Source organism: Maribellus comscasis (assembly GCF_009762775.1).
GTDB lineage: Bacteria > Bacteroidota > Bacteroidia > Bacteroidales > Prolixibacteraceae > Draconibacterium > Draconibacterium comscasis.
Genome location: NZ_CP046401.1, coordinates 4,522,394 through 4,548,566 on the forward strand (window position 1 = coordinate 4,522,394; position 26,173 = coordinate 4,548,566).

General features: G+C 38.3%; 23 protein-coding genes. 13 read left to right on the forward strand and 10 right to left on the reverse strand.

What is annotated here, in order from left to right:
* Nucleotides 1–52: 52 nt before the first annotated feature.
* Nucleotides 53–2,134 carry a dipeptidyl-peptidase Dpp5 gene (gene dpp5, locus GM418_RS17950; RefSeq protein ID WP_158868625.1) on the forward strand — a complete coding sequence of 694 codons (2,082 nt, stop codon included), beginning with the start codon at nt 53–55 and terminating at the stop codon, nt 2,132–2,134.
* A gap of 58 nt (nt 2,135–2,192) precedes the next feature.
* Here the strand turns inward: dpp5 and GM418_RS17955 are convergent, their stop codons facing one another.
* The 4 genes from GM418_RS17955 to GM418_RS17970 all read right to left on the reverse strand — a co-directional run bounded on the left by GM418_RS17955 (nt 2,193) and on the right by GM418_RS17970 (nt 5,741).
* Nucleotides 2,193–2,894, reverse strand: a complete 702-nt coding sequence (locus tag GM418_RS17955; protein ID WP_158868626.1) for a LytR/AlgR family response regulator transcription factor — start codon at nt 2,892–2,894, stop codon at nt 2,193–2,195.
* 9 nt (nt 2,895–2,903) lie between these two features.
* Complete coding sequence (locus GM418_RS17960) at nt 2,904–3,917, reverse strand: sensor histidine kinase (RefSeq protein ID WP_158868627.1); 1,014 nt, start codon at nt 3,915–3,917, stop codon at nt 2,904–2,906.
* A gap of 136 nt (nt 3,918–4,053) precedes the next feature.
* Nucleotides 4,054–4,404, reverse strand: a complete 351-nt coding sequence (locus GM418_RS17965) for a carboxymuconolactone decarboxylase family protein (protein WP_158868628.1) — start codon at nt 4,402–4,404, stop codon at nt 4,054–4,056.
* Between the two features lie 65 nt (nt 4,405–4,469).
* The gene (locus GM418_RS17970) at nt 4,470–5,741 is read right to left on the reverse strand and encodes a M14 family metallopeptidase (RefSeq protein WP_158868629.1); all 1,272 of its coding nucleotides are present in this window, start codon (nt 5,739–5,741) and stop codon (nt 4,470–4,472) included.
* 126 nt (nt 5,742–5,867) lie between these two features.
* Here GM418_RS17970 and GM418_RS17975 point away from each other — a divergent pair, with 126 nt between their 5' ends.
* Together GM418_RS17975 and malQ are read left to right on the forward strand one after the other, a co-directional pair.
* Nucleotides 5,868–6,971: a Gfo/Idh/MocA family protein gene (locus GM418_RS17975; RefSeq protein ID WP_158868630.1), complete on the forward strand. Its 1,104-nt coding sequence runs from the start codon at nt 5,868–5,870 to the stop codon at nt 6,969–6,971.
* Nucleotides 6,958–8,442: a 4-alpha-glucanotransferase gene (malQ, locus tag GM418_RS17980; RefSeq protein ID WP_158868631.1), complete on the forward strand. Its 1,485-nt coding sequence runs from the start codon at nt 6,958–6,960 to the stop codon at nt 8,440–8,442. The genes GM418_RS17975 and malQ overlap by 14 nt, the downstream gene beginning before the upstream one ends.
* 33 nt (nt 8,443–8,475) lie before the next feature.
* Here the strand turns inward: malQ and GM418_RS17985 are convergent, their stop codons facing one another.
* Both GM418_RS17985 and GM418_RS17990 read right to left on the reverse strand, forming a co-directional pair.
* Entirely contained in the window at nt 8,476–9,279 is an 804-nt protein-coding gene (locus tag GM418_RS17985; protein WP_158868632.1) for an alpha/beta fold hydrolase, read from the reverse strand.
* Between the two features lie 77 nt (nt 9,280–9,356).
* Nucleotides 9,357–10,070: a pyridoxine 5'-phosphate synthase gene (locus GM418_RS17990; RefSeq protein ID WP_158868633.1), complete on the reverse strand. Its 714-nt coding sequence runs from the start codon at nt 10,068–10,070 to the stop codon at nt 9,357–9,359.
* A gap of 70 nt (nt 10,071–10,140) precedes the next feature.
* On the opposite strand from GM418_RS17990, the gene GM418_RS17995 reads away from it, so the two are divergent.
* The 9 genes from GM418_RS17995 to murI all read left to right on the forward strand — a co-directional run bounded on the left by GM418_RS17995 (nt 10,141) and on the right by murI (nt 20,182).
* A complete protein-coding gene (locus tag GM418_RS17995) occupies nt 10,141–10,806 on the forward strand; it encodes a CBS domain-containing protein (protein WP_158868634.1) in 666 nt (221 codons plus the stop codon).
* Nucleotides 10,807–10,820: 14 nt separating this feature from the next.
* On the forward strand, nt 10,821–11,702 hold the full coding sequence (locus GM418_RS18000; RefSeq protein ID WP_158868635.1) for an NAD kinase: 882 nt from the start codon (nt 10,821–10,823) through the stop codon (nt 11,700–11,702).
* 307 nt (nt 11,703–12,009) lie between these two features.
* A complete protein-coding gene (porG, locus tag GM418_RS18005) occupies nt 12,010–12,747 on the forward strand; it encodes a type IX secretion system protein PorG (protein WP_158868636.1) in 738 nt (245 codons plus the stop codon).
* Nucleotides 12,747–13,493 carry an undecaprenyl pyrophosphate synthase gene (gene uppS, locus GM418_RS18010; protein ID WP_158868637.1) on the forward strand — a complete coding sequence of 249 codons (747 nt, stop codon included), beginning with the start codon at nt 12,747–12,749 and terminating at the stop codon, nt 13,491–13,493. Before porG ends, uppS begins: the two co-directional genes overlap by 1 nt.
* Nucleotides 13,494–13,509: 16 nt before the next feature.
* The gene (gene bamA / locus GM418_RS18015) at nt 13,510–16,230 is read left to right on the forward strand and encodes an outer membrane protein assembly factor BamA (RefSeq protein ID WP_158868638.1); all 2,721 of its coding nucleotides are present in this window, start codon (nt 13,510–13,512) and stop codon (nt 16,228–16,230) included.
* Nucleotides 16,231–16,293: 63 nt separating this feature from the next.
* A complete protein-coding gene (locus tag GM418_RS18020; protein ID WP_158868639.1) occupies nt 16,294–16,806 on the forward strand; it encodes an OmpH/Skp family outer membrane protein in 513 nt (170 codons plus the stop codon).
* A 44-nt stretch (nt 16,807–16,850) separates the two neighbouring features.
* On the forward strand, nt 16,851–17,360 hold the full coding sequence (locus tag GM418_RS18025) for an OmpH/Skp family outer membrane protein (protein ID WP_158868640.1): 510 nt from the start codon (nt 16,851–16,853) through the stop codon (nt 17,358–17,360).
* 138 nt (nt 17,361–17,498) lie between these two features.
* The gene (locus GM418_RS18030) at nt 17,499–19,340 is read left to right on the forward strand and encodes a glycosyltransferase (protein WP_158868641.1); all 1,842 of its coding nucleotides are present in this window, start codon (nt 17,499–17,501) and stop codon (nt 19,338–19,340) included.
* A gap of 14 nt (nt 19,341–19,354) precedes the next feature.
* Nucleotides 19,355–20,182, forward strand: a complete 828-nt coding sequence (gene murI / locus GM418_RS18035; RefSeq protein ID WP_158868642.1) for a glutamate racemase — start codon at nt 19,355–19,357, stop codon at nt 20,180–20,182.
* A 14-nt stretch (nt 20,183–20,196) separates the two neighbouring features.
* On the opposite strand, the gene GM418_RS18040 is transcribed toward murI, so the two are convergent.
* The 4 genes from GM418_RS18040 to GM418_RS18055 form a co-directional block, all read right to left on the reverse strand.
* Nucleotides 20,197–21,291, reverse strand: a complete 1,095-nt coding sequence (locus tag GM418_RS18040; RefSeq protein ID WP_158868643.1) for a phosphotransferase enzyme family protein — start codon at nt 21,289–21,291, stop codon at nt 20,197–20,199.
* Between the two features lie 2 nt (nt 21,292–21,293).
* On the reverse strand, nt 21,294–22,193 hold the full coding sequence (locus GM418_RS18045; RefSeq protein ID WP_158868644.1) for a nucleotidyltransferase family protein: 900 nt from the start codon (nt 22,191–22,193) through the stop codon (nt 21,294–21,296).
* A gap of 14 nt (nt 22,194–22,207) precedes the next feature.
* The gene (gluP, locus tag GM418_RS18050; RefSeq protein ID WP_217447512.1) at nt 22,208–23,437 is read right to left on the reverse strand and encodes a glucose/galactose MFS transporter; all 1,230 of its coding nucleotides are present in this window, start codon (nt 23,435–23,437) and stop codon (nt 22,208–22,210) included.
* Nucleotides 23,438–23,612: 175 nt separating this feature from the next.
* Nucleotides 23,613–24,125, reverse strand: a complete 513-nt coding sequence (locus GM418_RS18055) for a gamma carbonic anhydrase family protein (RefSeq protein ID WP_158868645.1) — start codon at nt 24,123–24,125, stop codon at nt 23,613–23,615.
* A 208-nt stretch (nt 24,126–24,333) separates the two neighbouring features.
* On the opposite strand from GM418_RS18055, the gene GM418_RS18060 reads away from it, so the two are divergent.
* Nucleotides 24,334–26,172 (forward strand): 2-oxoacid:acceptor oxidoreductase subunit alpha, encoded by a 1,839-nt coding sequence (locus tag GM418_RS18060; RefSeq protein WP_158868646.1) that lies wholly within the window; start codon nt 24,334–24,336, stop codon nt 26,170–26,172.
* Nucleotide 26,173: the final 1 nt, after the last annotated feature.

The following is a 26,173-nucleotide window of genomic DNA, read 5'->3' on the forward strand; positions in this document are numbered from 1 at the left end:
GAAAATTCATTTTACTTATTTTGAATAAAATTCAATTTAAAGCATTTATAAAATGAAGAAATTAAGTTTTGTTTTGCTTATTGCAATATTTTGGAGTTGTACACAAAAAGAAGAAATGAGAAATTCATCAGAAAATTATTTGCCGGAAACTCCCACACTTTTATCAGACAAAATGACACCCGAAGTGCTTTGGTCGTTTGGCAGAGTGGGAGGGGTACAGGTTTCCCGCGACCAAAAAACAGTATTGTACACGGTTACATACTATAATATTGAAGAAAATAAATCGTACCGCGATATTTATACCGTTCCGGTTGCCGGAGGTGAGGCCAAAAATATTACGAACACCGGAGTCAACGAGTCGTCGGCAGCATGGCGGCCCGATGGGAAAAAAATTGGCTACCTTTCTTCCCAGTCGGGAGACATTCAGCTTTGGGAAATAAAGCCGGACGGAAGCGGAGCCAAACAAATTTCACATGTCGATGGTGGAATTTCGGGTTTTGGCTATTCTCCCGATCAGTCGAAAATATTTTATGTAAAAAGTGTAAAACTCGACGAAGACATTCACGACCTTTTTCCTGATCTGCCAAAAGCAGATGCCCGGCTCGAGAATGACATTATGTACCGCCACTGGGATACCTGGCACGATTATACTTACAATCACATTTTTGTTGCCGATTATTCAGAGAATATTTCAGAAGGGAAGGACATTATGGAAGGGGAAAAATATGATTCGCCTATGAAACCTTTTGGAGGAACAGAGCAGATTACATGGAGTGTTGACAGTAAAACACTGGCATACACCTGCAAAAAGAAAGTGGGGAAAGCCTATTCGGTTTCCACCAATTCTGACATTTATTTTTACAGTTTGGAAACGGGCGAAACAACAAATTTCACTTCCGGAATGATGGGCTATGACCAGAACCCCGTTTTTTCTCCCGACGGAAAATATGTCGCCTGGGAAAGTATGGCGCGCGACGGCTATGAGTCGGACAAATCGCGTTTGTTTGTAGCCGATTTGGAAAATGGTGAAAAAACAGACTTTTCTGAAAGTTTTGACCAAAATTCAAATGGACTGGTGTGGAGCAGCGACAGTAAGTCAATCTTTTTTATCAGCGATATTCATGCTACCGATGAAATTTACCGGCTTGATTTGGCAGATGGTTCAATTGTTCGTTTAACCGACGGCATTCACAATTATCAAACTGTTTTGCCCGCAGGCGAAAAACTGATCGCGCAAAAAGTCTCTATGTCGCAGCCGGCAGAATTGTATCTTGTAGATCCGGTTTCCGGGCAAGATAAAGCATTGACTTCAGTAAATAAAGGATTACTCGACCAGTTGACAATGGGAAAGGTGGAAGAACGCTGGATGGAAACAACAGACGGGAAACAAATGTTGGTTTGGATAATTTATCCTCCCCACTTCGATCCCAGTAAAAAATACCCCGCACTTTTATACAATCAGGGCGGGCCACAGGGAACGGTAAGTCAGTTTTGGTCTTACCGCTGGAATTTCCAAATGATGGCTGCCAACGATTATATAATTGTTGCACCCAACCGCCGCGGATTGCCTGGATTTGGACAGGAGTGGAATGAGCAGATTTCAAAAGATTATGGCGGTCAGAATATAAAAGATCTTCATACTGCAATCGACGAAATGGCGAAAGAACCTTTTGTGGATGAAACCCGACTGGGTGCCGTTGGAGCAAGTTATGGCGGATTTTCTGTAATGTACCTCGCTGGCCATCACGACGGGAGATTTAAAGCATTTATTGCCCACGACGGGATTTTCAACTTTGAACAGATGTATACAACTACCGAGGAGATGTGGTTTGTAAACTGGGATCTCGGTGGCCCCTTTTGGGATAAATCCAATGCCGCGGCACAGCGTTCCTTCTCTTTTTCACCACATAAATATGTACAAAACTGGGATACTCCGATATTGATTGTCCAGGGAGAAAAAGATTTCAGGGTGCCAACCGGACAGGGAATGGCTGCATTTAATGCTGCTGTTTTGAGGGATGTACCCGCTGAGTTTCTTTATTTTCCGGAAGAAAACCATTGGGTGCTCCAACCTCAAAACGGAATTCTGTGGCAGCGGGTATTTTTTAACTGGCTGGATAAGTGGCTAAAATGAAATAGCTGCAAGTTTTTAGCTTCAAGCTACAAGTAGGTGAAGGATGGAATCCTTTTTTCTATAACAAATATTTATACTGGCGAAGGAGTTCGTAAAATGATTCTTTATAGCTATCAGAAATCGGAATGAGTTGGTTCCCGATTCTAATTCTGTTTTTTTCTATGCTTGAAATCTTGGAAATAGAAATAATGTAGGAATTGTGTACACGGGCAAATTGGTTTTCTGGTAAAACCGATAATATATTTTTAAAAGATTGCAGTGTCAACCGTTTTTTCTCGGATGTTACTACCTGCAGATAATCTCTCATTCCTTTAATATACAAAATGGAATCAAATTCAATTTTTTCAATTCGGTTTTCGGTTTTCAGAAAAAAGAAACTGTTTATGTCTGTCGTTTTTCGTTCCTTAATTTCGTGAAATATTTTTTCGGTGGATTTTAGAAATCGTTCAAAAGTAAAGGGCTTTAAAAGGTAATCGGATATTTCCAGTTCGAAACCTTTCAAAGCATACTCCTGGTAGGCCGATGTAATAATAATCTTGGGTTTCACATGCAATGCCTCCAGAAACTGAATGCCGGAAAGTTTTTTCATTCGGATGTCGAGAAAAATCAAATCGACCGGCTGTATTTTTAAAAAAGCGATTGCGTCGATTGCATTTTCAAATCCTTTCAGCAGATGTAAATATTCAACTGAATGAATAAAATGAACAAGCTTTTTTAAAGCCAGTGGTTCATCTTCTATGGCAATACAGTTGATTTTCACTTTTTAGTTTTACAGAAATAAATCCAAATCAACCTTAAAATTAGATTTGTTTTTTGAGATTGTCAACTTGTGTTTTCCCGGATAAATCAATTCCAATCGTTTTTTAACCGTGTTTAGCCCAATTCCATGTGTTTCATCTTTTTCTGTTTTCTCGTTTTCAACAGGGTTTGAACATGAAAAATGAATAAGCTCAGATTGAATGGAAAAGAAAATTGAAATGCCGGAATCCGGATTTAAATCAGCAGTGTGTTTGAAAATGTTTTCAATAAACGGGATAAACAACATGGGAGCAACTTGTTTTTCGTTTGAACTTCCTTCAACTTTAAAAGTGAGAAGTTCCGGAGATCTCATTCGAAGTTTTTCCAGTTCAATATAATTATGAATGTATTCCAGTTCATCTTTTAAGTCTACATTTTCAGAATTGCTTTCGTAAATCATGTACCGCATAATTTCTGAAAGTTTTATTAAGGAAAGTGAAGCTTTTTCCGGGTCATCAGGAATCAAGGCGTCGATGTTATGGATGGTATTAAATAAAAAATGTGGATTTAGCTGTGTCTTCATTAAAGCCAGTTCACTTTTTATATTTTGTTTTTCAAGTATTTGCTGAATCTGTTTTTGTTTTATCCATTCAAAAAGGCTGCGAAAACTGATTCCCAATACGAGGAATCCGTTCAGGATGGCAAACAGAAAAAAAGTCTGCAGAAGAATTCCCTTCACAAATCCGTCGTCGAAAACGCTTCCTGCAACCGGATAAACTACAGAAAAAACAACGGTTAAAGCTATCGCGCGTTTTCGGGAATTTTTATTAAATAAGCGGGGAGTAATAAAATATCCGAAATAGAAAGGCAGGATTAGTGATAAAATCAATATCCCGCAGTAGCCCAGTAAAAAAATGTCACCGGGGAACGGATAGAATTCGGCAAGCCTCGAAATATAGGGCATTAAACGCAGTACGTACCAAAATGCAAAATAGAGAAATACCCAGAATAACAGGTGAAATATAACTACAAAAGACTTTTTCATGTGAACTTATTTTTGATTCTGTAAAACAAATGTCGAGCTCAAAAATGAATTTTGAAAAAGTATTCTATCCTTCCGGAGAACAAATCGATGGATCACAATTTTTAATCGACATAAACTGAGGTAATAAACTGGCCAGCTACTTTTTATATGCTTCCATTACATTCATCGCAAATCGTGCGGAGGCGGTGCCGGGGCCACCGCTCATTTCTATACCCACTTCAATGGCTTCTATAATTTCGCCTTCCGAAGCTTCATCGTCAAGCGCCTGTTTAATGTGCCATTCCATACACGATTCGCAGTTGATTACCACCGAAATACCAATGGCGATCAACTCCTTTTGTTTTTTGCTTAACTCCCCGTCCGTATAGGTATTTTGTTCCATTTCAACGAAAGAGCGGTACACTTTCGACTTTTTCAGAAAATAAGAATGTGCTTGTTTCCGGGTGGTTACAATGTCTTCAATTTTTTGTTTATCCAGGTTTTTCATTGGTTTTAATTTTATGTGTTATGCGGGCATCCTTTACGGGATGCTATCCGTTCAAAAATTTGTCATTAATTTTTTCTGACTGCCATTAATTTCATCATTTTTAGCGCAGTGAGTTCTCCTTTGGTTTTTATTAAACTGCGCGGAGTATTGTCGCCAATCTCGTAGGTTACAGCTTCAGCTCCAAATTCGTAAAAGAAATATTTTGTCGAATTTATTTTTGGTTCATTGATGTCGCTGGGGCGGATATTGGGCTCATATCCGGGAATTTCATCGCCTACGGCTGTAATTAAATCGGGAACCAGTCCGGGCATATTTCCTTTTCGTTCAGGCGGAACGGTATAATAGATGTCTTCAAATGTGGAGTGAAAATCAACTCCAAAGTAAAACGTTCCACCCTTGCTTACTGTGGTTTTCATAAAGTCACGAATAGCCTGCGTTTCGGGTTGGTTAAAACTCTCCCAATCGCGGTTTAAATCAATTCCACCTGAGCCATGACGCCAGTTTCCGTTATCAACACCATCCGGATTTGCCAATGGAACAACAAATGTGGTATATTCATTTCTGAATTCTTCTGCAACTTTCGTTTCAGAACAAAGTGTTTCTACAAACCATTTCATTGCCAGCCAGCCTGTAACTTCCGGCGGGTGTTGCCGCGATAAAACCATGATCAATTTTTTATTTTCCCGATTTCCGATTTGCATTGCATTGATTGGCCTGCCTTCAAAACTTTTGCCGATTTCAAACATTGAAACAAAGGGCTTTTCTGCCAGCTTCATCGCCCACCTGTTAATTTGTTTTGAAGTTATCAGTTCCTGTGCCGCAATCCACAATGTGTCGGGGCCCAGCGAAAAATTCATTTCACAAAACTTTGGACTTTCTCCTTTTGTGAGAGAAACAGAATCCGGAAAATACCGGGTCGAATCAACCTTCGACCAGTTCTTTCCATCGGAGCTTACTTTGGGATAGTACCTGTGATTAACACCTTCATTATAAGTAATTTTTAGTCTTACATTTTTTGGTGTCTCCGACCATATTTTAAATGCATACCATGGGCTGCTGTTTATTGGTGTGTTTTCAGGAGTGACTAAAACAGTAAGCAAAGTGTCATGGGTGAGTACAGCTCCGTTTAGTCGTGCTCCGTCGAAATTATTGGAACAATAGATTCCGGCTCCCAGATTAAATGTTTTTTTAAGTTGATATTGAACAGGGCGTGTTTCCGTATTTACCTTTTGTATTGGAGCTTGTCCCTTCCATTTTGTCTCTTTGATTGAGCAATTCAACACAAACAAAGACAAGAACAAAAGAGATAAGATTAGTATGAAAGCATTTTTTTTCATTGGTTAGCTGAATTTGCCGTATCTTTTTATTTCATTTTAAAACTAAACATTTTTCAAGAGTAATTAATATTTGAAGTGGAATGATTTCAAATCATTATTTTTGGAAGGAATTTGAAAATAGGTTTTATGCAAAAAATACATATTGGATTTCTGGGAGCCGGTGGAATTGCGAGAGCGCACGCCTATTCCATCCAGGCTTTAAAATATTATTACAGCGAAGTTCCTGAATTAATCTTTGAATCGGTAGCGTCGGCGCGTAAAGAAAGCCGGGAAAGTTTTGCTCAAAAGTTTGGTTTTTCAAAAGCTGAGTCGGTAACGGAATTCACCAAAAACAAAAATATAGATGCCGTTTTTATTTTAGGGCCCAATAAGGTTCATTTTGAACATTTTCAACAGGCCCTGCAAATGCCAAATGTAAAATATATTTACCTCGAAAAGCCGGTTTGCTCTTCAGTGCAGGAAGAAGAGGAAATGAAAAGACTTTTGAATGAGTTTGGCGGGAACGTAAAAATTCAGGTCGGGTTTCAATACTTGCAAACTTCGTCGGTTCGCGAAGCATTGAAATTCTGGAAATCGGGAAAATTAGGGAAACCCATTCATTTCGATTTAAAATATTATCATGGTGATTATTTACAGTCGTCGTATCGCGAAAAGCGTGTTACCCGTTTAACACCGGCACCCGATGGCGGTGCCATGGCCGATTTGGGGTCACACGGTATTAGTTTGTTGATGGCTTTTATGGGGGAAGAGCTTCAGATTACCGGTGCTTTACAAGGGGGGAATTTTAATGATGTTCCGGCTGGGTCTGATTTATTTAGCTCACTTTCAATGGTAGAGCCTGAAACCGGCGCCGTGGGAAATATGTCGGCAAGCCGTATCAGTTCCGGGACCGGCGATTTGGTGCATCTTGAAATTTATGCTGAAAAAGGAGCATTAAAATATTCTTCAAAACAATCGGAATACTATGAATATTATGAAGAAGGAAGTAATCAGTGGGTAAAACAAATGGTGGGCAGCAATTACAAACCGGTAACCAGTTTTCCTTCCGGGCATGTTCCGCCGGGGTGGCTTCGTTCCATGGTTCATGCTCACTATTGCTTTTTTACCGGAGATGATGAGCCGACTTTTATTCCGGATTTAAACCATGGGCTTGCTGTCCAGCGTATTGTCAGAGAGACCGCCGATCATTTGAACGAATTTAGAAATAAATATAAAAATGGGGGAGCGTAGAAGTGGAATTTTGCTGCATGTGACGTCGTTACCCGGCAGCGAAGGAATCGGAACTTTTGGAGAAGAAGCATTTGGTTTTGTTGATTTATTGGCGGAAGCCGGTCAGAAAATATGGCAGATTTTGCCTCTTGGGCCAGTGGGGTATGGAAATTCACCTTATCAGTGTTACTCGGCTTTTGCGGGAAATATTCTTTTGATTAATTTAAAGAAACTAGCAGATGAAGGTTTGCTGGATAAAAATGATGTTAAAAACAGTCCCCGTTTTAATTCCGGCGAAGTGGACTTCGCAGATGTTGAAAAATGGAAATCGCCGTTGTTACATAAAGCATTCCGGAAATTCCAGGCAAATAATTATGGTGAGTTTCACAGCGAATACCAGACTTTTTTAAAGGAACACAGTTGGTGGCTAAAGGATTTTGCTCTTTTTATGTCGGCCAGAAGCCATTTTAAGGGTGAACAATGGACAACCTGGCCTGATGAATTAAAATTCAGAACACCGGTGGGGATTCATAAGTTCCAGACAAAGCTTGAATCTGATGTAAATTTTTGGAAGTTTGCACAATTTCAGTTTTTCAGACAATGGTTTGTATTAAAAAAGTATGCCAATTCAAAAGGTGTCAAAATAATTGGCGATATGCCCTTATATGTTTCAACCGATAGTTCTGATGTTTGGACAAATACTGATATATTTATTTTGGATAAAAAATTAAGGCCCAAACAAGTTGGAGGCGTTCCTCCCGATTATTTTAGCGAAGACGGACAGTTGTGGGGAAATCCGGTTTTTGACTGGAAACGTATACAAGAACGTGATTATGATTGGTGGATGGCCCGTTTGCATTTTAACCTGAATTTATTTGATGAAATCCGGATAGATCATTTTAGAGGGTTGGAATCATTTTGGGCGGTACCGGCAAGCGAAAAAACGGCAAGAAATGGCAAGTGGCTCCCTGCCAAAGGTTACGAAATGCTGTCAAAGTTTAATGACCAGATTGGCCATTTGCCGCTGATAGCTGAGGATTTGGGGCTTATTACAGCTGAAGTGGAAAAAATGCGGCTTGATTTTGGATTACCCGGAATGAAAGTTCTGCAGTTTGCTTTCCGCTCAGACGCTACAAACGAATATCTTCCACACAACTACACTCAAAACTTTGTGGTGTACACCGGAACGCATGACAACAATACGACGCTGGGTTGGTTAAAAGCTTTAAAAGGGAATGAAAAAAAGCTTGTGAAACTGTATTTGGGAGGAACCGGCAAAGAGGCAGTGAAAAATACGATTGAAATGACATGGGCTTCTACGGCCGACACTGCAATTGTTCCTTTTCAGGATATCCTTCAACTGGCGGCGAAAGCGAGAATGAATACTCCCGGAACAGCCAGTGGAAACTGGGGCTGGCGCTTTCGGTGGAAACAGTTAAAAACCAGACAAATTGAATTTTTGAAAGCGATTACCAAAATTTATAACCGGTGAAGTTTTTTTGTTTTGCAGTATATCCCAATTGTTTTAACAACACAACATCACGGCTTTCATAAATTTTTCAGGTTGCTCGGCATGAAGCCAGTGCCCTGCATCAGAAATATCAACGATGGTTGCTTCCGGATAAATTTCCTTGATGAGTTTTTCATCTTCAGGCAAAATATATCTCGATTTCATTCCGCGAATAAAAATGACAGGGTAACTGGTTATTGGAATCCTGTCTTCGAGCCAACTTTTATTTACACCACTGACAATTTCATCTAGGTTTTCATACAAAACTTCAACATTAATTCGCCACTTGTAACGTTTGGTTTTTTTATCTTTCGCAACATTTTTTAGCAGGAATTGCCTGATTCTTTGGTCATCGATTTTCTCTGCCAGTCGCTCCTCTACATCGTTTCTTATTTCTATTTCATTAAAATCGATGTCTTGCATAGCCAGTAAAATATTCTGATGGAGATAAAACTGACTATCTTCTTTTAACTGCATGTAGTCTTTTGGAGCAATATCTGCAATTACTAATTTTTCTATTTTTTCAGGATAGTCGGCTGCAAACCACATGGCTGTTTTTCCTCCCATACTGTGACCCAGAAGTGTTGCTTTTTCGATACCGTGTTTTTCAAAAAACAGATTTAAATCTTCTTTCATGGAATCAAAAGTATGTTCGTCGGAAAACGGAGAACGGCCATGATTGCGCTGGTCTATCAGATAAACGGTGTATCTTTCAGCCAGTCTTTTTCCAATATTTAACCAGTTGTCGGATGAGCCGTACAAACCGTGAATAATGACCAAAGGCGCTCCCTTTCCTTCTTTCCGATAAAATAAGTCCATAAAATAGTGATGCTTTTTATACGATATAAGTTCTTTTGTTAATCAACTTCAAACTTTTAAAATTGTTTGGGATAATTTTATTTCAAACATTCCAGGTATTTCTGAATGGTAGTTTCAAGTCCAAGATAGAGTGCATCTGCAATCAACGCATGTCCGATAGAAACTTCTTTGAGATTTGGAATATGTTTGAACATGTAATTCAGATTTTCAAGACTTAGATCGTGTCCCGCATTTACGTCTATTTCCAGCGAATCGGCAACTTTCGCAGCCTCAACAAACGGTTCAATTGCTTTACTTCGGTTGATGGGGTATAACGATGCATAAGGTTCGGTATACAATTCTATTCTGTCTGTTTTTGTTTCTGCGGCACCTTCAATCATCGAAGGATTAGCATCTACAAATATGGAAGTTCTGATACCGTTTTCTTTTAATTCAGAAATAACATCTTGCAGAAAGCCCAGATTTTTCCATGTATCCCATCCGTGGTCGCTGGTTAGCTGGTAATGTGTGTCAGGAACCAAAGTAACCTGGTCGGCACGGACTTCAATAACCATTTGCAGAAATTCTTTACTCGGGTAACCTTCTATGTTAAACTCAGTGGTTATTAAAGGTTTTATTTCATATACATCTTTTCGTGTAATGTGTCTTTCGTCTGGCCGGGGATGAATTGTAATTCCTTGTGCACCAAATTTTTGACAGTTTGTGGTGGCATCTTTTACACTGGGTACCGCTCCACCCCGGGAGTTTCGTAGTGTTGCTATTTTGTTTATATTTACACTAAGTCTTGTCATTTTAAATAGAAATATTAACGACGCAAGTTACAATTTTCAATTTGAAACGTTAAATTAAAAAAGTAAAGAATTGCTGGCAGAGAGTTTAATATCGGATGTAGTGCCTTCCATAGCCAGTTCTGAAAAAGGACAAAAAGCATTGAGTTGTATGGATGTATACAGGGTTTCACATATTCCTGTAGTTAACAATTCAAATTATGTGGGATTGGTTTCAGATAAAATGATTTACGATTTGGATTTGATCGATAAACCAATCGAAACGGAAATAGAGAAACTGAATACGACTCATGTGCACAAAGAACAGCACATTTTTGAAGTGGCTATTTTAATGTACAAACTCAAGTTAAGTGTAATTGCTGTTCTTGATACCGAGCATTATTATTTGGGTGCAATAACATTATACGATTTAGCCAGAAGATTTGCCCGTTTATTTTCATTGCAGGAGATAGGCGGGGTTATTACTCTCGAAATGAATATAAACGATTACTCTTTGGCTCATATAAGTCAGATTGTTGAAAGCAACGATGTTAAAATTTTAAGTATGTTTCTGAATCGGGAACCGGGAACTTCCAATCTGGATGTCATTCTGAAACTCGATAAAGAAGATTTGTCGCCGTTGATTCAGGCATTTATGAGATATGATTACAATGTTAAGGCGGTTTACCTCGACCACACCATGTTAAACGATTTATATAAAGATCGTTTTGATCAATTCATGAAATTTATGAACATTTAAATGATTCAATTCAAATGAAAGTTGCTGTTTACGGTACTTCGGTTTCTAATGAGTTTGTATCTGTTATCCGTGAATTCTTTACGTTTTTAAAAACAAATAAGATTGAGGTTCAATTGTATAAACCCTTTTATTCGTTTTTAGTTGAAGAGATTAATGTTACGCCCTACTATAACTCTTTTTTTCATTCATATATCGATTTTGATGAAACCAACGAGTTTATATTTAGCGTTGGAGGTGACGGAACATTTTTACATTCGGTGGTAAATATTCGGAATTTTGATATTCCTGTAGTCGGAGTTAACAGCGGACGTTTAGGATATTTAGCCGATATTTCGCAGGAACATATGAACGACGCATTAACTGAAATATTCAATCGCAACTTTTCGGTGGTCGAACGTTCTATGCTTCAGGTTGAATTTCAGGGACGTGAAAATCTGGATTTTAACTTCGCACTAAATGAAATTACTGTTCTAAAAACCGACACTTCATCTATGATTAATATTTCTGCTTATCTTGATAAGGAGTTGTTAAACAATTATTGGGCGGATGGACTGATTATAGCTACTCCTACGGGATCAACAGCCTATTCTTTAAGTGTTGGAGGCCCTATTCTTACACCCGATTCCGAAAATTTTGTAATAACACCACTTGCCCCGCATAACCTGACAATTCGTCCGCTGGTAGTTCCCGACAACTACAATATAAGGTTAAAAGTGGATGGAAGAGGAACCAATTATCTTACATCTCTCGATTTTAGATCGGTACCTGTAGAGTTTTCAACAACAATTACGGTAAAGAAAGCCAATTTTAAACTTAAAACATTACAACTTCCCGAACTGACTTTCTTTAAAACATTGCGAAACAAGCTTATGTGGGGGGTTGATAAACGCAATTAAAATCTTCAGGCTTAACAATTTTTAATCTTTCTTTGGGTTTTATAATAACATTCAGGTATGTTATTTTTAGAATTATATTACTTTTGTACCTCTTGAAAGCTGTAGAGTGCAAAAGGAATTCGGCTTTAGTTCATTGATATTCAATTGGTTGTGAGGGGTTTTCGGGGCTCGGTTCTTGTGTTTTTTTGATTGATTTTGACGTCTGGAAACATACAATTTTGTCCGGTTTTATTCCTGCTTTTTTATGAATATTTGAATTTTGTTTATGCCTGAAACTATTGTAATAAAAAACAATTACGTAGACCAAATGAAAAAGATAGTATTGGGAATTGCAGCAACAGTTTTGATAGCTGTTTCAGGTTTTGCACAAAAAACAGCTGACATAGGGATTTGGGGTGGAACATCAACCTACATTGGAGATGTAAAAGATGTTACTCCATTTCAATCGTTCAAACCAAATTTTGGAGCATTTTTTAGATATAATTTCAACCCAAGAGTTGGCCTGCGTGCTATGTTTTTAACGGGCAATATCGGAGCAGAGGGTTCAATTGAAGAAACACCGTGGGAGTTTAAAAAAGGTGTGCAGGATATCTCTATTCAGGCTGAGATTAATTTTCTAAAATACAGGGTTGGGGATAAAAAAACGCCGTTCTCTCCATATATTTTAGGTGGAATTGGTGTAATGTATTTTCCCTATGAAGTGGATCCTGCATTGATTTACGCATTCAATCAGAACCACAATAAAGGGATGACGGTAATTAACGAATCGACAGTGGCATTGTCGCTGCCGTTCGGAATGGGAGTAAAGACACATTTGGGAGAACGACTAGGAATTGGAATAGAATATTTAATGAGAAAACATTTTGTTGATAAACTGGATAATCTTGACGACCCGCTCGCTTTTATAAATAATGAGGGTAAGGAAACAGTGTATAGTGATTTTTTACATAATAACGATTGGTCAGGTTATCTGGGGGTTCATTTAACATACAAGATATATTTGGGTAAAGAAGCATGCCCTGCATACGATAAGATTTACAGATAATGGAATCGTTCAGAGATAGGTTAAATAGAAACAATATTCCGAGACATGTAGCAATTATCATGGATGGAAATGGCCGGTGGGCAAAAAAGCAGGGAATATCCCGGATTTTTGGTCACGAGAAAGGTGTTGATGCCGTCCGTATTACCGTTGAAGCTGCAGGTAAAATCGGAGTAAAATTCCTTACTTTGTATGCCTTTTCTACCGAAAACTGGGAACGCCCGAAGTATGAAGTTGATGCATTAATGACACTATTAGTCCAAACCGTTGAAGCAGAAACTGAATCATTAATGAAAAACAATGTAAGCCTTGGTGTAATTGGAGATATTTCAAAAATGCCAAAAAGGGTTCGAAAAAAATTAAACAATTGTATTGATACGCTGGGATCGAACACGGGATTACGATTGATCCTTGCGTTAAGTTACAGTTCTCACTGGGAAATTCTTGAAGCAGTTAAAAACATTGTACAAGATTCCAAAGACCGAAAAGTAATTCCGGAAGATATTAATGAAAAACTGTTCCGAAAATATCTTGCGACAGCAGATTATCCTGATCCTGAACTTTTAATTCGCACAAGTGGCGAACAACGAATCAGTAATTTTTTGCTTTGGCAGATTGTTTATACTGAATTGTATTTTACAAATAAGTTATGGCCCGATTTTGGGGAAGAAGATTTGTATGAAGCCATTTACAATTATCAGAACAGAGAGAGACGATTTGGAAAAATAAGTGAACAGTTAAATAGCTAATTAATATATGTTTAGAATGCGAAAGCCATTTGTAATCGTACTGTTTTTAATGCTTTTTACTCTGCCTAATGTGTATGCACAGGTAGCCGACAGTACCAATTTCTCAATTTATTATTCCAGCCCAAGACAATACACCATTGCCGATATAAAGATTTCAGGTATTCGGTATCTGGATAAAACAGTTTTGGTGCAATTATCAGGATTATCGGTTGGGGACGAAATAGAAGTGCCGGGAGAGGCAATTACTACAGCGATAAAAAAATTGTGGCAGCAAGGGCTGTTTTCAGACGTTCAGATATCAGCTACAAAAGTTGTCGATAACCAGATGTGGCTTGATATTTACCTGCAGGAAAGACCGCGACTTGCAGATGTTAATTTTTACGGAGTTTCAAAATCAGAAAAAGACGATATAATTGAAAAGGTTCTCCTTTTAAAAGGCAGTCAGGTTACCGATCATCAGGTAAATAGTGCTGAGCGAACCATTAAAGGTATTTTTACTGAAAAAGGCTTTTTGAATACCGAGGTTAATATTGTTCAACGAGACGATACGACGCAAAATAACAGTATTATTCTTGACATCTATATCGATAAGAAAGAAAAAGTAAAAGTCAATAATATTGATATCGAAGGCAATGAAGCTTTAACCGATGTTGTATTGGAGCGGGCAATGAAAAAGACCAATGAAAGAAGTTGGCGAAATTTTTTCCGCACCAAAAAGTTTCTCAGGGAAGAGTACAGAAAAGATAAAATTGCCCTGGTTGATAAATACAACGAAAAAGGCTACCGCGATGCTGTAATCGTTGACGACACAGTCAAACAGGTAGAAGTGGGTAAGAAGGATAAACCCAGGGTAGATATTGATATCGATGTTGAGGAAGGAGATAAATATTACTTTGGTGACATCAGATGGGTTGGGAACACGATTTATCCGTCTGACTATTTGAGTGCGGCCCTCGGGATAAAAAGAGGTGACGTATTTAATCAGAAAATTTTGGATAAGCGCTTGTTTGATAACGACGAGGGATTAAACAATTTGTACCTGGATAAAGGATACCTGTTTTTTAATCTGGATCCGGTTGAAGTCAATATTGAGAATGATTCAATCGATTATGAGATGAGGATTTATGAAGGGAAACAGGCTACCATAAACAAAGTCCTTATTACCGGAAACACAAAAACACATGAGCATGTTGCTCGTCGTGAGTTGCGGACATATCCCGGGGATTTGTTTAGTAAAACATTGTTAATGCGATCATACAGGGAATTGGCACAACTGGGGCACTTCGACCCGGAAACGATAAATCCCGATGTCCGACCGCACCCGGAAGAAGGAACAGTAGATATTGAATATCAGTTACAGGAAAAAGCCAACGACCAAATCGAACTTTCAGGTGGTTGGGGAGCCGGAATGTTTGTGGGATCAGTAGGCTTAAAATTTGCTAATTTTTCCGTTCGTAATATTTTTAACCGCGAAGCATGGAGGCCCTTGCCTACAGGAGACGGACAGACATTGAGCCTTCGTTACCAAACCAGTGGTCGCTATTACCGAACAATTAGTTTATCGTTTATCGAGCCATGGCTGGGAGGTAAAAAGCCAAATTCGTTCTCTCTTTCATTATCTCATTCAAGAATTAATTATAGTGCAAATAAGTACTACAATAATTATAATTCATACGGTGGCTATTCCCCTTATGGCTATGGAGGTTATTCTCCCTACGGCTATGGAGGTTATTCTCCTTACGGATATGGATATTCTCCGTACAGTTATGGCGGCTATGGATATTCTCCTTATGGTTATGGTTACGGTTATGGAAATTATGGTTATCAATATAACTACGAATCAGAAGACGATGGTGACAGTTCTGACGATCAGATTTGGGAAACCACTGCCTTAGCCTTGGGATACGGATACAGATTGTCGTGGCCTGACGATTATTTTACGGTTTATCACGAAGTTTCGATGGAACACTACAGGTTACAGAATATGGGAAGTTATTTCTATTTCTTGGCCGATGAAAATGGAGATGTAAACGGAACATTTAACAACCTGAGTTTTAAAACTGTATTTGGTCGAAACTCTGTCGATGCTCCGATTTATCCCCGTAACGGTTCTAATTTTTCGTTGTCTTTGAAATTAACACCTCCGTTTAGTGTGTTTTCAGGGAAAGATTATAGTTCGGCCGATATTAGCAACGATGAAAAATATAAATGGATTGAATATCACAAGTGGTTGTTTAAGGGACAGATGTATAATCCATTATCAAAAGACAGTAAATTGATTTTGCGTACTGCTTTCGAAATGGGATTTCTGGGTTATTATAATAAAAATATCCCTTCTCCGTTTGAAGGATTTATTGTGGGTGGTTCAGGAATGTCGGGATATAACATTTACGGGACTGATTATGTTTCTTTACGCGGATACAAGGATTATAGTTTAAGCCCGAGTAATGGTTCTAAAATGTATTCCAAATTTACAATGGAAATGCGCTACCCGATTACTTTGAAACCGAATGCCCAGATTTATGCTTTAACCTTCCTCGAAGGAGGTAATGCAAATACAAGTTTCCAGAATTATAACCCATTTAAACTTTACAGGTCGGCAGGTGTTGGTGTACGTATTTACCTTCCGATGTTCGGATTGATGGGGATTGACTGGGGATACGGATTTGACGATGTGCCTGGTGTAACAGGAGAGAACGGCAGTCAGTTCCATTTTGTTATCGGGCAGCAATTCTAGCGGTTAATGATTTGGCACAAAATATGATATATGGAATTTCAGTTAATATAAATTAAGAATGCCATGAAAAAAGTAGTTTTAACATTTGCTGTAATTTTAATCGTAGCAGGAATATCTTTTGCTCAGAAATATGCATTTATCGATTCTGAATATATACTCGAAAATATTCCGGCTTTTACAGCGGCGCAGGAACAGCTCGACCAATTGTCGTCTCAGTACCAAAAAGAATTGGAATCAATGCATGCCGAGATAGAACAAATGTATCAGGATTATCAGGCAGAGAGTGTTTTGCTTTCTGAAGATATGAAACGCAAACGCGAAGATGTAATCATAACAAAAGAAAAAGATTACAAACAGCTTCAGGCAAAGTATTTCGGGCCCAATGGCGACTTGTTTAAAAAGCGTCAGGGACTCGTAAAACCAATCCAGGATGACATTTTTAATGCCGTTCAGGAAATTGCGAATGAAGGAAGTTATGCAACAGTTTTTGATAAGGCAGGAGGTACTACATTGTTTTATACAAATCCGCGGTACGACCTTAGTGATCAAGTTCTGCAAAAACTCGGATATAAATAATTAATAATTATATTTGTGACCAAAAATTTAATACTACATTGACTATGAGAAATTTATTAAAACTCTTTGCTGTTATTCTGTTGATGGGTACAACAGCATCTATTAATGCGCAAACACTTAAATTCGGACATATCGATTTGCAGGCTTTGGTTCAGGTTATGCCGGAAAGAACAACTGCTCAAACGGAAATGAATGATTTTCAGGCTGATATAGAAGAAATTTTTGGTGGAATGCAAACTGAACTGCAGCAGAAATATACCGAGTTCGAACAGTTGGGAGAAGAAGCTTCTGAAGTAAAAAGAAATGCTAAAATAACTGAGATTCAGGATTTACAGCAAAGAATTGAAAATTACCGTGCGACTGCTCAGCAGCAAATTCAGCAAAAAAATGCCGAAGTGTTTCAGCCAATTGTTGAAAAAGCTCAAAAAGCTGTGGAAGAAGTAGCTAAGGAGCAGGGATTGATTTATGTTTTTGATATTAATGCGGTTATATATAAATCGAATCAAAGCATTGACGTACTGCCACTGGTAAAGAAAAAATTAGGAATTGAATAAGTAGACAATATTTGATATAAAAAAGCCATTTGTCAGTTCAGACAAGTGGCTTTTTTATTTAGAAAACAATCATCTATTATTGGATTGAAACAGATTTAGAATTATATTTAGTCAATCTGAATTCTAATTAAAGATCTTATGAACTCTACCGATAAAGGAATAAATGAAAATATTGCATTGAATGTTCCTGAAAAGACAATTCTTTTTGAAATTGCCTGGGAGGTATGTAATCAGGTTGGAGGAATTTACACGGTTATTCGTTCAAAGGTTCCGTCTGTAATTCAAAAATGGGGAAAAGACAACTACTTTTTAGTAGGGCCTTATTTCGCAGAACAGGCCGCAGCTCATTTCGATCCTGCTACCGATTTTTCTACACCAATAGGTAAAGCTGTTTTGAAAATGCAGGAGCGGGGTTTTGACGTTTATTACGGGCAGTGGATAGTTTCAGGAAGACCCAATGTAGTTTTGTTTAACCCGTATTCAGTTTACGACAAACTGGGCGAAATAAAACATTTTCTGTGGCAGGATTTTCATATATCAATGCCGGGTAATGATGAGCTTCTTGACAAAGTAGCAGCTTTTGGTTACCAGGTAAAAGAGTTTTTTCATTATCTGTGTTCAACCAAATTTTGTGAAGGCCCTGTAATTACACACTTCCACGAATGGATGGCGGGACTACCTATTCCCGGAATTAGAAAAGAGAATTTAAATATTAAAATTGTTTTTACGACGCATGCAACGCTTCTGGGGAGATATTTGGCGATGAATGACCACCGGTTTTATGATCATTTGCCATTTTACAACTGGGAGGCAGAAGCAACAAAATTTAATGTTAAGTCCATTGCTGAAATTGAAAGAGCTTCAGCTCATGGTGCACATGTTTTTACTACGGTAAGTGAGGTGACAGGAAAAGAATGTACCCACTTGCTGGGGCGAACTCCTGATATGATTTTGCCCAACGGATTAAATATAAGACGTTTTGAAGCCTTACATCAAATACAAAATCAACATGTTCAGGTGAAGGAACAGATTCACGATTTTGTAATGGGACATTTTTTTCAAAGCTACTCCTTCGATTTGGATAAAACATTGTATTTCTTTACATCGGGAAGATATGAATATCACAACAAAGGATACGATTTGACATTGGAAGCCCTCGCCAGGTTAAACTGGAAAATGCAACAGGCAAATTCAGACATGACAGTTGTTTCGTTTTTTATAACAAAACGACCGTTTTACACATTTAATCCTGATGTTTTGCATTCCAAAGCACAAATAGAAGACGTTCGCGGGGTTTGCGAAGAAATAAAACAACAGGTAGGTAAACAGTTGTATACAAAGATTACTTCGTCGGATGGACCTTATCAGTTCCCCGATTTAAGTGCGCTGGTTGATGACTATCTTCGCTTGAAATTAAGAAGGAATGTTCAAAGTTGGAAGACGCATCAGCTGCCTAAAATTGTTACTCATACTTTAATCGATGATGCAAAAGATGAAATATTGAATTTTCTTCGTACTGCCAATCTCGTTAATAACCGGCACGATAAAGTTAAAGTGGTTTATCATCCTGATTTTATCTCCACTTCAAATCCCTTGTTTAAAATGGATTATAACCAGTTTGTTCGCGGATGTCATTTGGGAATATTCCCGAGTATGTACGAACCATGGGGATACACCCCGCTTGAGTGTCTGGCGAGTGGATTGCCTTCGATAACAAGCGATATGGCCGGATTTGGCGATTATGTAGTAAAAGAAGTATCCGGCAACGACGCAAAAGGTTTATATATAATCAACCGCAGGGGCCGCGATTTTTATGAAGTTGCTGAAGACCTCGCCAACAAATTGTTTGCTTTTGTGCAGATGTCACGTCGTGAACGGATTGCCCTTCGGTATCGGTGTGAAGAAGCGTCGCTTCATTTCGATTGGTCAAATCTTGGCAAATATTACGATGATGCTTATAATCTTGTAATAGAAAGATAACTGAAATAAACTGAATGAAGCGAGCTCCGATTGGTATTTTTGATTCCGGTTACGGTGGATTGACAGTTTTAAAAGAAATTGTAAAGGTCTTGCCTGAATACGATTTTCTGTATTTGGGAGACAATGCTCGTAATCCCTATGGAACACGATCTTTTAAGGTGGTTTACGAATATACCCTGGAAGCCGTAAAATATCTGTTTTCTCAAAATTGCCACTTAATTATTATAGCGTGTAATACAGCTTCAGCAAAAGCACTTCGGAATATTCAGCAGCTTGATTTACCCAAGATTGCACCGGAAAGAAGAGTTTTGGGGGTTATCAGGCCCAGTGTCGAAAAAGTAGCCGAGATCACTAAGAACGGTCATGTTGGGGTTTTGGGAACCGTTGGTACAGTTACCTCTGAATCCTACCCTATAGAATTGCAAAAATGGTCGGGAGGCAAAGTAAAATCAACAGTCCAGGAAGCCTGTCCGATGTGGGTCCCCATTGTAGAAAATAACGAAATCGAGACGGAAGGAGCGGAGTACTTTATTAAAAAGAATATTGAAAATATTCTCGTTAAAGATAAGGAAATTGACACATTGATTTTAGGTTGTACCCATTATCCATTGCTTATTAATTCTATTCAAAAATATGTTTCCAAAGGAATTCGTGTTCTTGAACAAGGTGAAATTGTTGCAGAGAAGCTGATCGATTATCTGGCACGTCATCCGGAAATTGATTCAAAAATATCCAAAAATGCAACAATCGAATTTCAGACTACTGAGGTAGCTAATAATTTTGAAGAAAAGGCAGCCTTGTTTCTTGAAAAAGAAGTGTCGGCTTACACAATTCATTTATAAAAGAAATCAGGGTTTTAAACTATCTCCCTGATGACTGTTTTCATTTCATTTTCTTTTTTTGAAATTTCAGAGACCAGTCGGAATTGAGCCCGGGCGCGTTCGATGTTATGATCTGCGTGTTTAATTTTATAATAGACATCACCGTCCAGATAATCAGTTAAAAAGCGAAGCCCCATAATAAAAGTCATAAATTTGGCTGAGTGGGGCAGAAGTTCAATTTCTTTTTCGGTTAAGAATGATTTTGTTTCATCAAGAAAACCACGGGCAAACGATTTGTAAATTTCCAGATCTAAAGTAATTTTGTCTAAGTCAGTTTCATCTTCCTCTGTTGTGCAGGCGGCGGTTCTGATGGCATCTCCAAAGTCGAAGTGAACCAATCCGGGCATTACTGTATCCAGGTCAATCACACAAAGAATCTGACCATCTTTGTCAAACAGAATATTGTTGATCTTGGTATCGTTGTGTGTTATTCGCGAAGGAATTTCATTGTTTCTGTGTGCACGGATTAGTGTGTGCATCTCCTCCTCATGTTCCAGAACAAAATCAATCTCTTTTTGAGTAAGCGAAATTCGGTTCTGAAAATTAACCTCCAGAGCTTTTCTGAAATTTCGGTAACGAAATTCAATATTATGAAAATCTACAATTGTTTCGTTTAAAGGTTTTCCGGGAAGATCGGCAAGTTGTTGTTGAAAGTGCCCAAAACCTTTTCCGGCAAGAAATGCATGTTCCGGATTTTCTATCTTCTCAACACTTTGACTGCCTTCTACAAAAAGAAATACCGCCCAGTAATTTCCTTCAACATCTTTTAGAAAATATTCTCCTGTTTTAGTCTGAATATGTGTGATGACTTTTTTATCGGTTTCACCAACTCCCTGCGATTCCAATTTCTTACGAATGTGGTCGGTTACCCTGATGATGTTTTCCATCATTCCGGCAATGTCTTTAAAAACATAATGATTCTTACGCTGAAGAATATAATCCGACAGTCCTGTTTCTTTAATACTTATTTTAAACGTATCGTTAATGTGCCCGTTGCCAAAGGGTTCAATGTTCTCAACAGTTCCGTTGATACTAAATTGTGAGGCGATTTCAAAAAGAGGATATGACATGACTAAAATAATTTTTCGGGATATTCACCTTTGTTAATTAATTCCCTGATTTTTTCAACTACAAAAGGTTTGTCTTCTTTGTATGTTACTCCAAACCAGGGTGAATTTGCTTCTAAAACTTGTACTTCAACTTTTTTTTCCTGAATCAATTCAAAAACTACCGACGGAATATACATCTCTGATTTTGGTTTGTGAATTTCGGTTTTCAGGAAATCGATAAATTTTTCTTCCAGAATATCAAAGATGGCAGGTTTAAACCCCCAGTTATTCATCGAAACTATTTCATTTCCTGTTAATTGGTTTTCGATGCCCCCTTCTTCAACGGAAACAATTTCTTTTCCTTTTTTTAGAATTTTAGTTGTTTCTACAATCTTTTGAAGATTTTTTTCTCTATCAACATCACAAATTCCACGCGATACTGTTCCGAAATCAGATAAAGTATTTTTTAAACGATATCCTACCATTGAATATTCAGATTCTTTTTTTGATTCAGAAAGGTAATCAGCCATTACTTTGTATGCATTGTAGCCATAAAAATCGTCGGCATTCAGCGCACAAAATGGTTCTTTTACTGCGTCTTTGGCAACCAGGATGGCATGTGCAGTCCCCCAGGGCTTTTCACGTCCTTCCGGGAGAGTAAATCCTTCCGGCAGGTTGTCGAGTTCCTGGTAAACATATTCCACCTGAATTTTTCCCTGCAGTTTTTTGTCAAATTTTTCTTTAAAAGCATCGGCAAAACTTTCGCGAATAATAAAAACAACTTTGCCAAATCCAGCTTTTATAGCGTCGTAAATCGAATAATCAATAATTGCTTCGCCGTTTGGCCCCACAGGTTCTACCTGTTTTAGTCCACCAAAACGGCTTCCCATTCCTGCAGCAAGTATCAATAAGGTAGGTTTCATAAATTGTTTTTTTATTAATTAGATGTTCTGATTTTATGTCCGCTTATGGCATAGTAAAAAATAAAAAGAAAGCATGGAACAGCAATCCAGTATGCATTTTGCGCTCCTACAGCGTCTTTCAGAAATCCATAAAGTGTTGGAACAACAGCACCACCAACAATAGCGGTTACCAATAACGAAGAACCTGCTTTGGTAAATTTACCGAGGTCGGCCATTGCCAGCGGCCATAATGCAGGCCACATTAAAGAACAACCCAGTGCCATCAAAAAGATAAACCAAATGGAGATGGCGGCCGGTGTAAATACAACTAAAAAGGAACCGGCAAGAGCAGTTACAGCGCTAATAAGAAGGGCTTTTGACTGACTCAGGTATTTAGGGATAAAAATTACGCCGCAAAGATATCCAATGGTCATCCCGATAGGAGCAATCCAGGCATAAAGATCGGCATTTGGGAGGTTCAAACTTACCGCATAATCTACCAGGGTTCCCAATGAAATTGTTTCAACACCTACGTAAAGAAAGAGCGTGATACTGCCCAGTATAAGGTGCGGAAACTGAAATATGGAAGTTTTGCCAGCTGCATAAGGAGCTTCTTCAACACTGTCAGAATCTTCTCCGGCTGCTTTTACTTCAGGAAGTCCTGAAAAATAGGCAAGCAGTCCGAGGAGAATAAATATGCCAATAATAATGTAAAACGGCAGGTTAATATCAGTTAACATTACATCGTCAACGCTCTTGTTAATTACAATTGCCAAAAAAACAGGAGAGATTGGCCAGGCCAGTTTGTTGGCAATTCCCATAATGCTCATTCGTTTAGCAGCGCTTTCAAGTGGCCCCAAAATGGTAATATACGGGTTTACCGATGCCTGAAGGAATGCATTTCCCATTCCACTTACAAAAGAAGCAAACAAAAAAAGCGGTAAACTTTCTAATTTAGCAGAAGGAATAAAAAGGTAGAAACCCAATGCAAACATCAGAAAGGATATGGCCATGGTGTTTTTGTATCCAATTCTTTTGATAAGCATTGAAGCCGGATAGCTAAAAATTAGAAATGCAGAAAATGTAGCTGCGATTACCAAATACGACTGACCCGATGAAATATGAAGTGCTTTGTTCAGTAAGGGAACCAGATAACTGTTGATTCCCAGAGCAAATCCAATGGCAAAAAACATAATCCCGACAATGATTAAAGGGAAAAGGTACGACTGCTTCTTTTCAGCAGAGACAGTTGTTTTTGTGCTCATAATCTTTTTATTTTATCAGGTAAATCTCGCTTAGTAATTTCTCATACGAAAGAAGGAAATCTTTTTGATAAAATAAAATGTTTATTGAAAAAGTTTTTAATTTTTTTAAAAAGATATCTTTTCCAAACTTTTTTATTTTAAAAGATTTGAGTGTTATTATGTAATTACTGAGAATTTATTTGTACCAACTGGCATACATACCGTAAGAATTTGCTATGCGGTTAATTTCTCCCTCAAGCAAATCTTCACTGATTTCTTTTATTTTCTTAGCGGGAATTCCGGCGTAAACACTACCTGACTCAACAACAGTACCCTTTGTAACAACGGATCCTGCAGCAATAATTGTATTACTTTCAACAACTGCGTCGTCTAAAATTACCGAATTCATACCAACCATAACATTGTCTTTTATTGTGCAACCATGAACAATAGCTCCATGGGCAATGGTTACGTTATTTCCGATATTGGTTGGTGACTTTTTGTATGTAGCATGTATTACTGCGTTATCCTGTACATTGGTATTGTTTCCTATTTTAATATAATGAACATCCCCACGCAGTACGGCATTAAACCAGATACTACAATTATCTCCCAATGAAACATCTCCTATAATTGTTGCCGTCTCTGCTAAAAAACAACCATTCCCAATTGCTGGTGTTTTACCGTTTAGAGTCTTTAATAGTGCCACTATCTATAATAATTTTAAATTGGTTTCAAATATATTAAAACCTTTAAATAATTGAATATGTCATTACAAACTTGTTAAATAATGGTTATTTTTGTTTGTCGTAATTAGTGATAAAAAATTTATGGATTCGATTCTGAAATTATAATCTTTTAATTTTGGGGTCGTTTTTCTTTTGAATTAAAGTTTTTAATGTATAAAGAATAATTAAATGAAGGATGCAAAAGTAATTGAGTTGGATGAAGTCGCCATACGATTTTCAGGTGATTCAGGTGACGGAATGCAGCTTACAGGTACGTTGTTTTCGGATGCTACAGCTTTGTTGGGAAACGATATTTCGACTTTTCCCGACTATCCATCCGAAATCAGAGCTCCACAGGGAACGGTTGGAGGGGTGTCAGGTTTTCAGGTACAATTCGGACAAAAGCAAATTAATACTCCGGGCGATTATGCGCATGTTTTGATCGCGATGAATCCGGCGGCAGTTAAGGCCAATGCAAAATTTATGAAGCCCGGGGGTACCATAATTTATGATTCCGATGCTTTCAATGAGAAAAATCTAAATAAGGCGAATTTCAAAACTGACGATCCATTTGGAGAATGCAACCTTGATGATTATTTTAAAATTCCGGTTCCGATTTCGAGCTTAACCAAAGAAGGATTAAAAGATTTTGGTCTGGATAACAAAAGTGTTTTACGAAGCAAAAATATGTTTGCTTTAGGTTTGGTTTGCTGGATGTTTAATCGCCCGCTCGATTACATCGAAGAGTTTATCAAAAATAAATTTGCCAAGAAACCAGTTGTGGTTGAGTCAAATGTTAAGGTGTTGCATGACGGTTACAACTACGGAATGAACATGCAGCATATGACTCCGAGTTATCTGGTAAATCCGGCAAATATTGAAAAAGGGACATACAGAAATATTAACGGAAACCATGCTACAGCCTGGGGACTGCTTGCTGCCGCTGAGAAATCGGGCCTGGAACTGTTTTTAGGCTCGTATCCGATTACTCCAGCAACTGATATTTTATCGGCACTCTCGGAAAGAAAAGACTTAGGTGTAAAAACATTTCAGGCGGAAGATGAAATTGCCGGTATAACATCGGCGATAGGAGCTTCTTTTGCCGGCGACCTGGCTGTGACCACTACATCCGGTCCGGGGCTCGCATTAAAATCGGAAGCCATCGGTTTGGCAGTTATGGCAGAGCTTCCGCTGGTAATTGTTAATGTTCAAAGAGGTGGTCCTTCAACCGGACTTCCAACCAAAACAGAACAGTCTGATTTAATGCAGGCTTTGTATGGGCGAAATGGTGAAAGTCCGGTTGTTGTATTAGCCGCAAGTACTCCTTCCGATTGTTTCTGGTACGCTTTTAAAGCAGCAAAAATTGCATTGGAAAGAATGGTTCCGGTTCTGCTTTTAACCGATGGTTTTTTGGGAAATGGAAGTGAACCATGGAGAATTCCAAAAATGTCGGAACTTCCGTCGATTACTCCACGGGTAGCAAAAGACGCCGGGAGTTTCCAGGCCTACAAACGTGATTCTGAAAACCTGGCCCGCGAATGGGCTTTCCCGGGAATGGCAGGTTTTGAGCATAGAATTGGTGGCCTGGAAAAGAATGAGACAGGCACTGTAAGTCATGATCCGGATAACCATCAAAAAAACACTGAGATTCGTGAAGAGAAAGTTCAGAGAGTGGTAGACATGGTTCCGGATTTGGAAACATGCGGTGACGATGAAGGAGACGTTTTGGTTGTTGCCTGGGGCGGAACATACGGGCACATGATAAGTACAGTTCGCGAACTCAGAAAAGAAGGTAAAAATGTGAGCCTTGCTCATTTTAATTATATCAAACCTCTTCCCAAGAATACTGCTGATGTATTCAGTAAGTTCAAAAAAATTATTGTATGTGAGTTGAATCTTGGGCAGTTTGCTTCCTATCTGCGGGACAAAATGCCGCAATTTGAATACCACCAAAACAATAAAGTAAAAGGCTTACCATTTACTGTGAATGAATTGAAACAGAGCGTTTACAAATTACTGGAGGATTAAA

What these genes read in the sequence shown, in the direction of transcription:
- dpp5 (WP_158868625.1), top strand. Translation starts at nt 53, where the DNA reads ATGAAGAAATTAAGTTTTGTTTTGCTTATTGCAATATTTTGGAGTTGT.
- GM418_RS17960 (WP_158868627.1), bottom strand. Translation starts at nt 3,917, where the DNA reads ATGAAAAAGTCTTTTGTAGTTATATTTCACCTGTTATTCTGGGTATTT.
- GM418_RS17965 (WP_158868628.1), bottom strand. Translation starts at nt 4,404, where the DNA reads ATGAAAAACCTGGATAAACAAAAAATTGAAGACATTGTAACCACCCGG.
- GM418_RS17970 (WP_158868629.1), bottom strand. Translation starts at nt 5,741, where the DNA reads ATGAAAAAAAATGCTTTCATACTAATCTTATCTCTTTTGTTCTTGTCT.
- GM418_RS17975 (WP_158868630.1), top strand. Translation starts at nt 5,868, where the DNA reads ATGCAAAAAATACATATTGGATTTCTGGGAGCCGGTGGAATTGCGAGA.
- malQ (WP_158868631.1), top strand. Translation starts at nt 6,958, where the DNA reads ATGGGGGAGCGTAGAAGTGGAATTTTGCTGCATGTGACGTCGTTACCC.
- GM418_RS17985 (WP_158868632.1), bottom strand. Translation starts at nt 9,279, where the DNA reads ATGGACTTATTTTATCGGAAAGAAGGAAAGGGAGCGCCTTTGGTCATT.
- GM418_RS17990 (WP_158868633.1), bottom strand. Translation starts at nt 10,070, where the DNA reads ATGACAAGACTTAGTGTAAATATAAACAAAATAGCAACACTACGAAAC.
- GM418_RS18000 (WP_158868635.1), top strand. Translation starts at nt 10,821, where the DNA reads ATGAAAGTTGCTGTTTACGGTACTTCGGTTTCTAATGAGTTTGTATCT.
- porG (WP_158868636.1), top strand. Translation starts at nt 12,010, where the DNA reads ATGAAAAAGATAGTATTGGGAATTGCAGCAACAGTTTTGATAGCTGTT.
- uppS (WP_158868637.1), top strand. Translation starts at nt 12,747, where the DNA reads ATGGAATCGTTCAGAGATAGGTTAAATAGAAACAATATTCCGAGACAT.
- bamA (WP_158868638.1), top strand. Translation starts at nt 13,510, where the DNA reads ATGCGAAAGCCATTTGTAATCGTACTGTTTTTAATGCTTTTTACTCTG.
- GM418_RS18020 (WP_158868639.1), top strand. Translation starts at nt 16,294, where the DNA reads ATGAAAAAAGTAGTTTTAACATTTGCTGTAATTTTAATCGTAGCAGGA.
- GM418_RS18025 (WP_158868640.1), top strand. Translation starts at nt 16,851, where the DNA reads ATGAGAAATTTATTAAAACTCTTTGCTGTTATTCTGTTGATGGGTACA.
- GM418_RS18030 (WP_158868641.1), top strand. Translation starts at nt 17,499, where the DNA reads ATGAACTCTACCGATAAAGGAATAAATGAAAATATTGCATTGAATGTT.
- murI (WP_158868642.1), top strand. Translation starts at nt 19,355, where the DNA reads ATGAAGCGAGCTCCGATTGGTATTTTTGATTCCGGTTACGGTGGATTG.
- GM418_RS18040 (WP_158868643.1), bottom strand. Translation starts at nt 21,291, where the DNA reads ATGTCATATCCTCTTTTTGAAATCGCCTCACAATTTAGTATCAACGGA.
- GM418_RS18045 (WP_158868644.1), bottom strand. Translation starts at nt 22,193, where the DNA reads ATGAAACCTACCTTATTGATACTTGCTGCAGGAATGGGAAGCCGTTTT.
- gluP (WP_217447512.1), bottom strand. Translation starts at nt 23,437, where the DNA reads ATGAGCACAAAAACAACTGTCTCTGCTGAAAAGAAGCAGTCGTACCTT.
- GM418_RS18060 (WP_158868646.1), top strand. Translation starts at nt 24,334, where the DNA reads ATGAAGGATGCAAAAGTAATTGAGTTGGATGAAGTCGCCATACGATTT.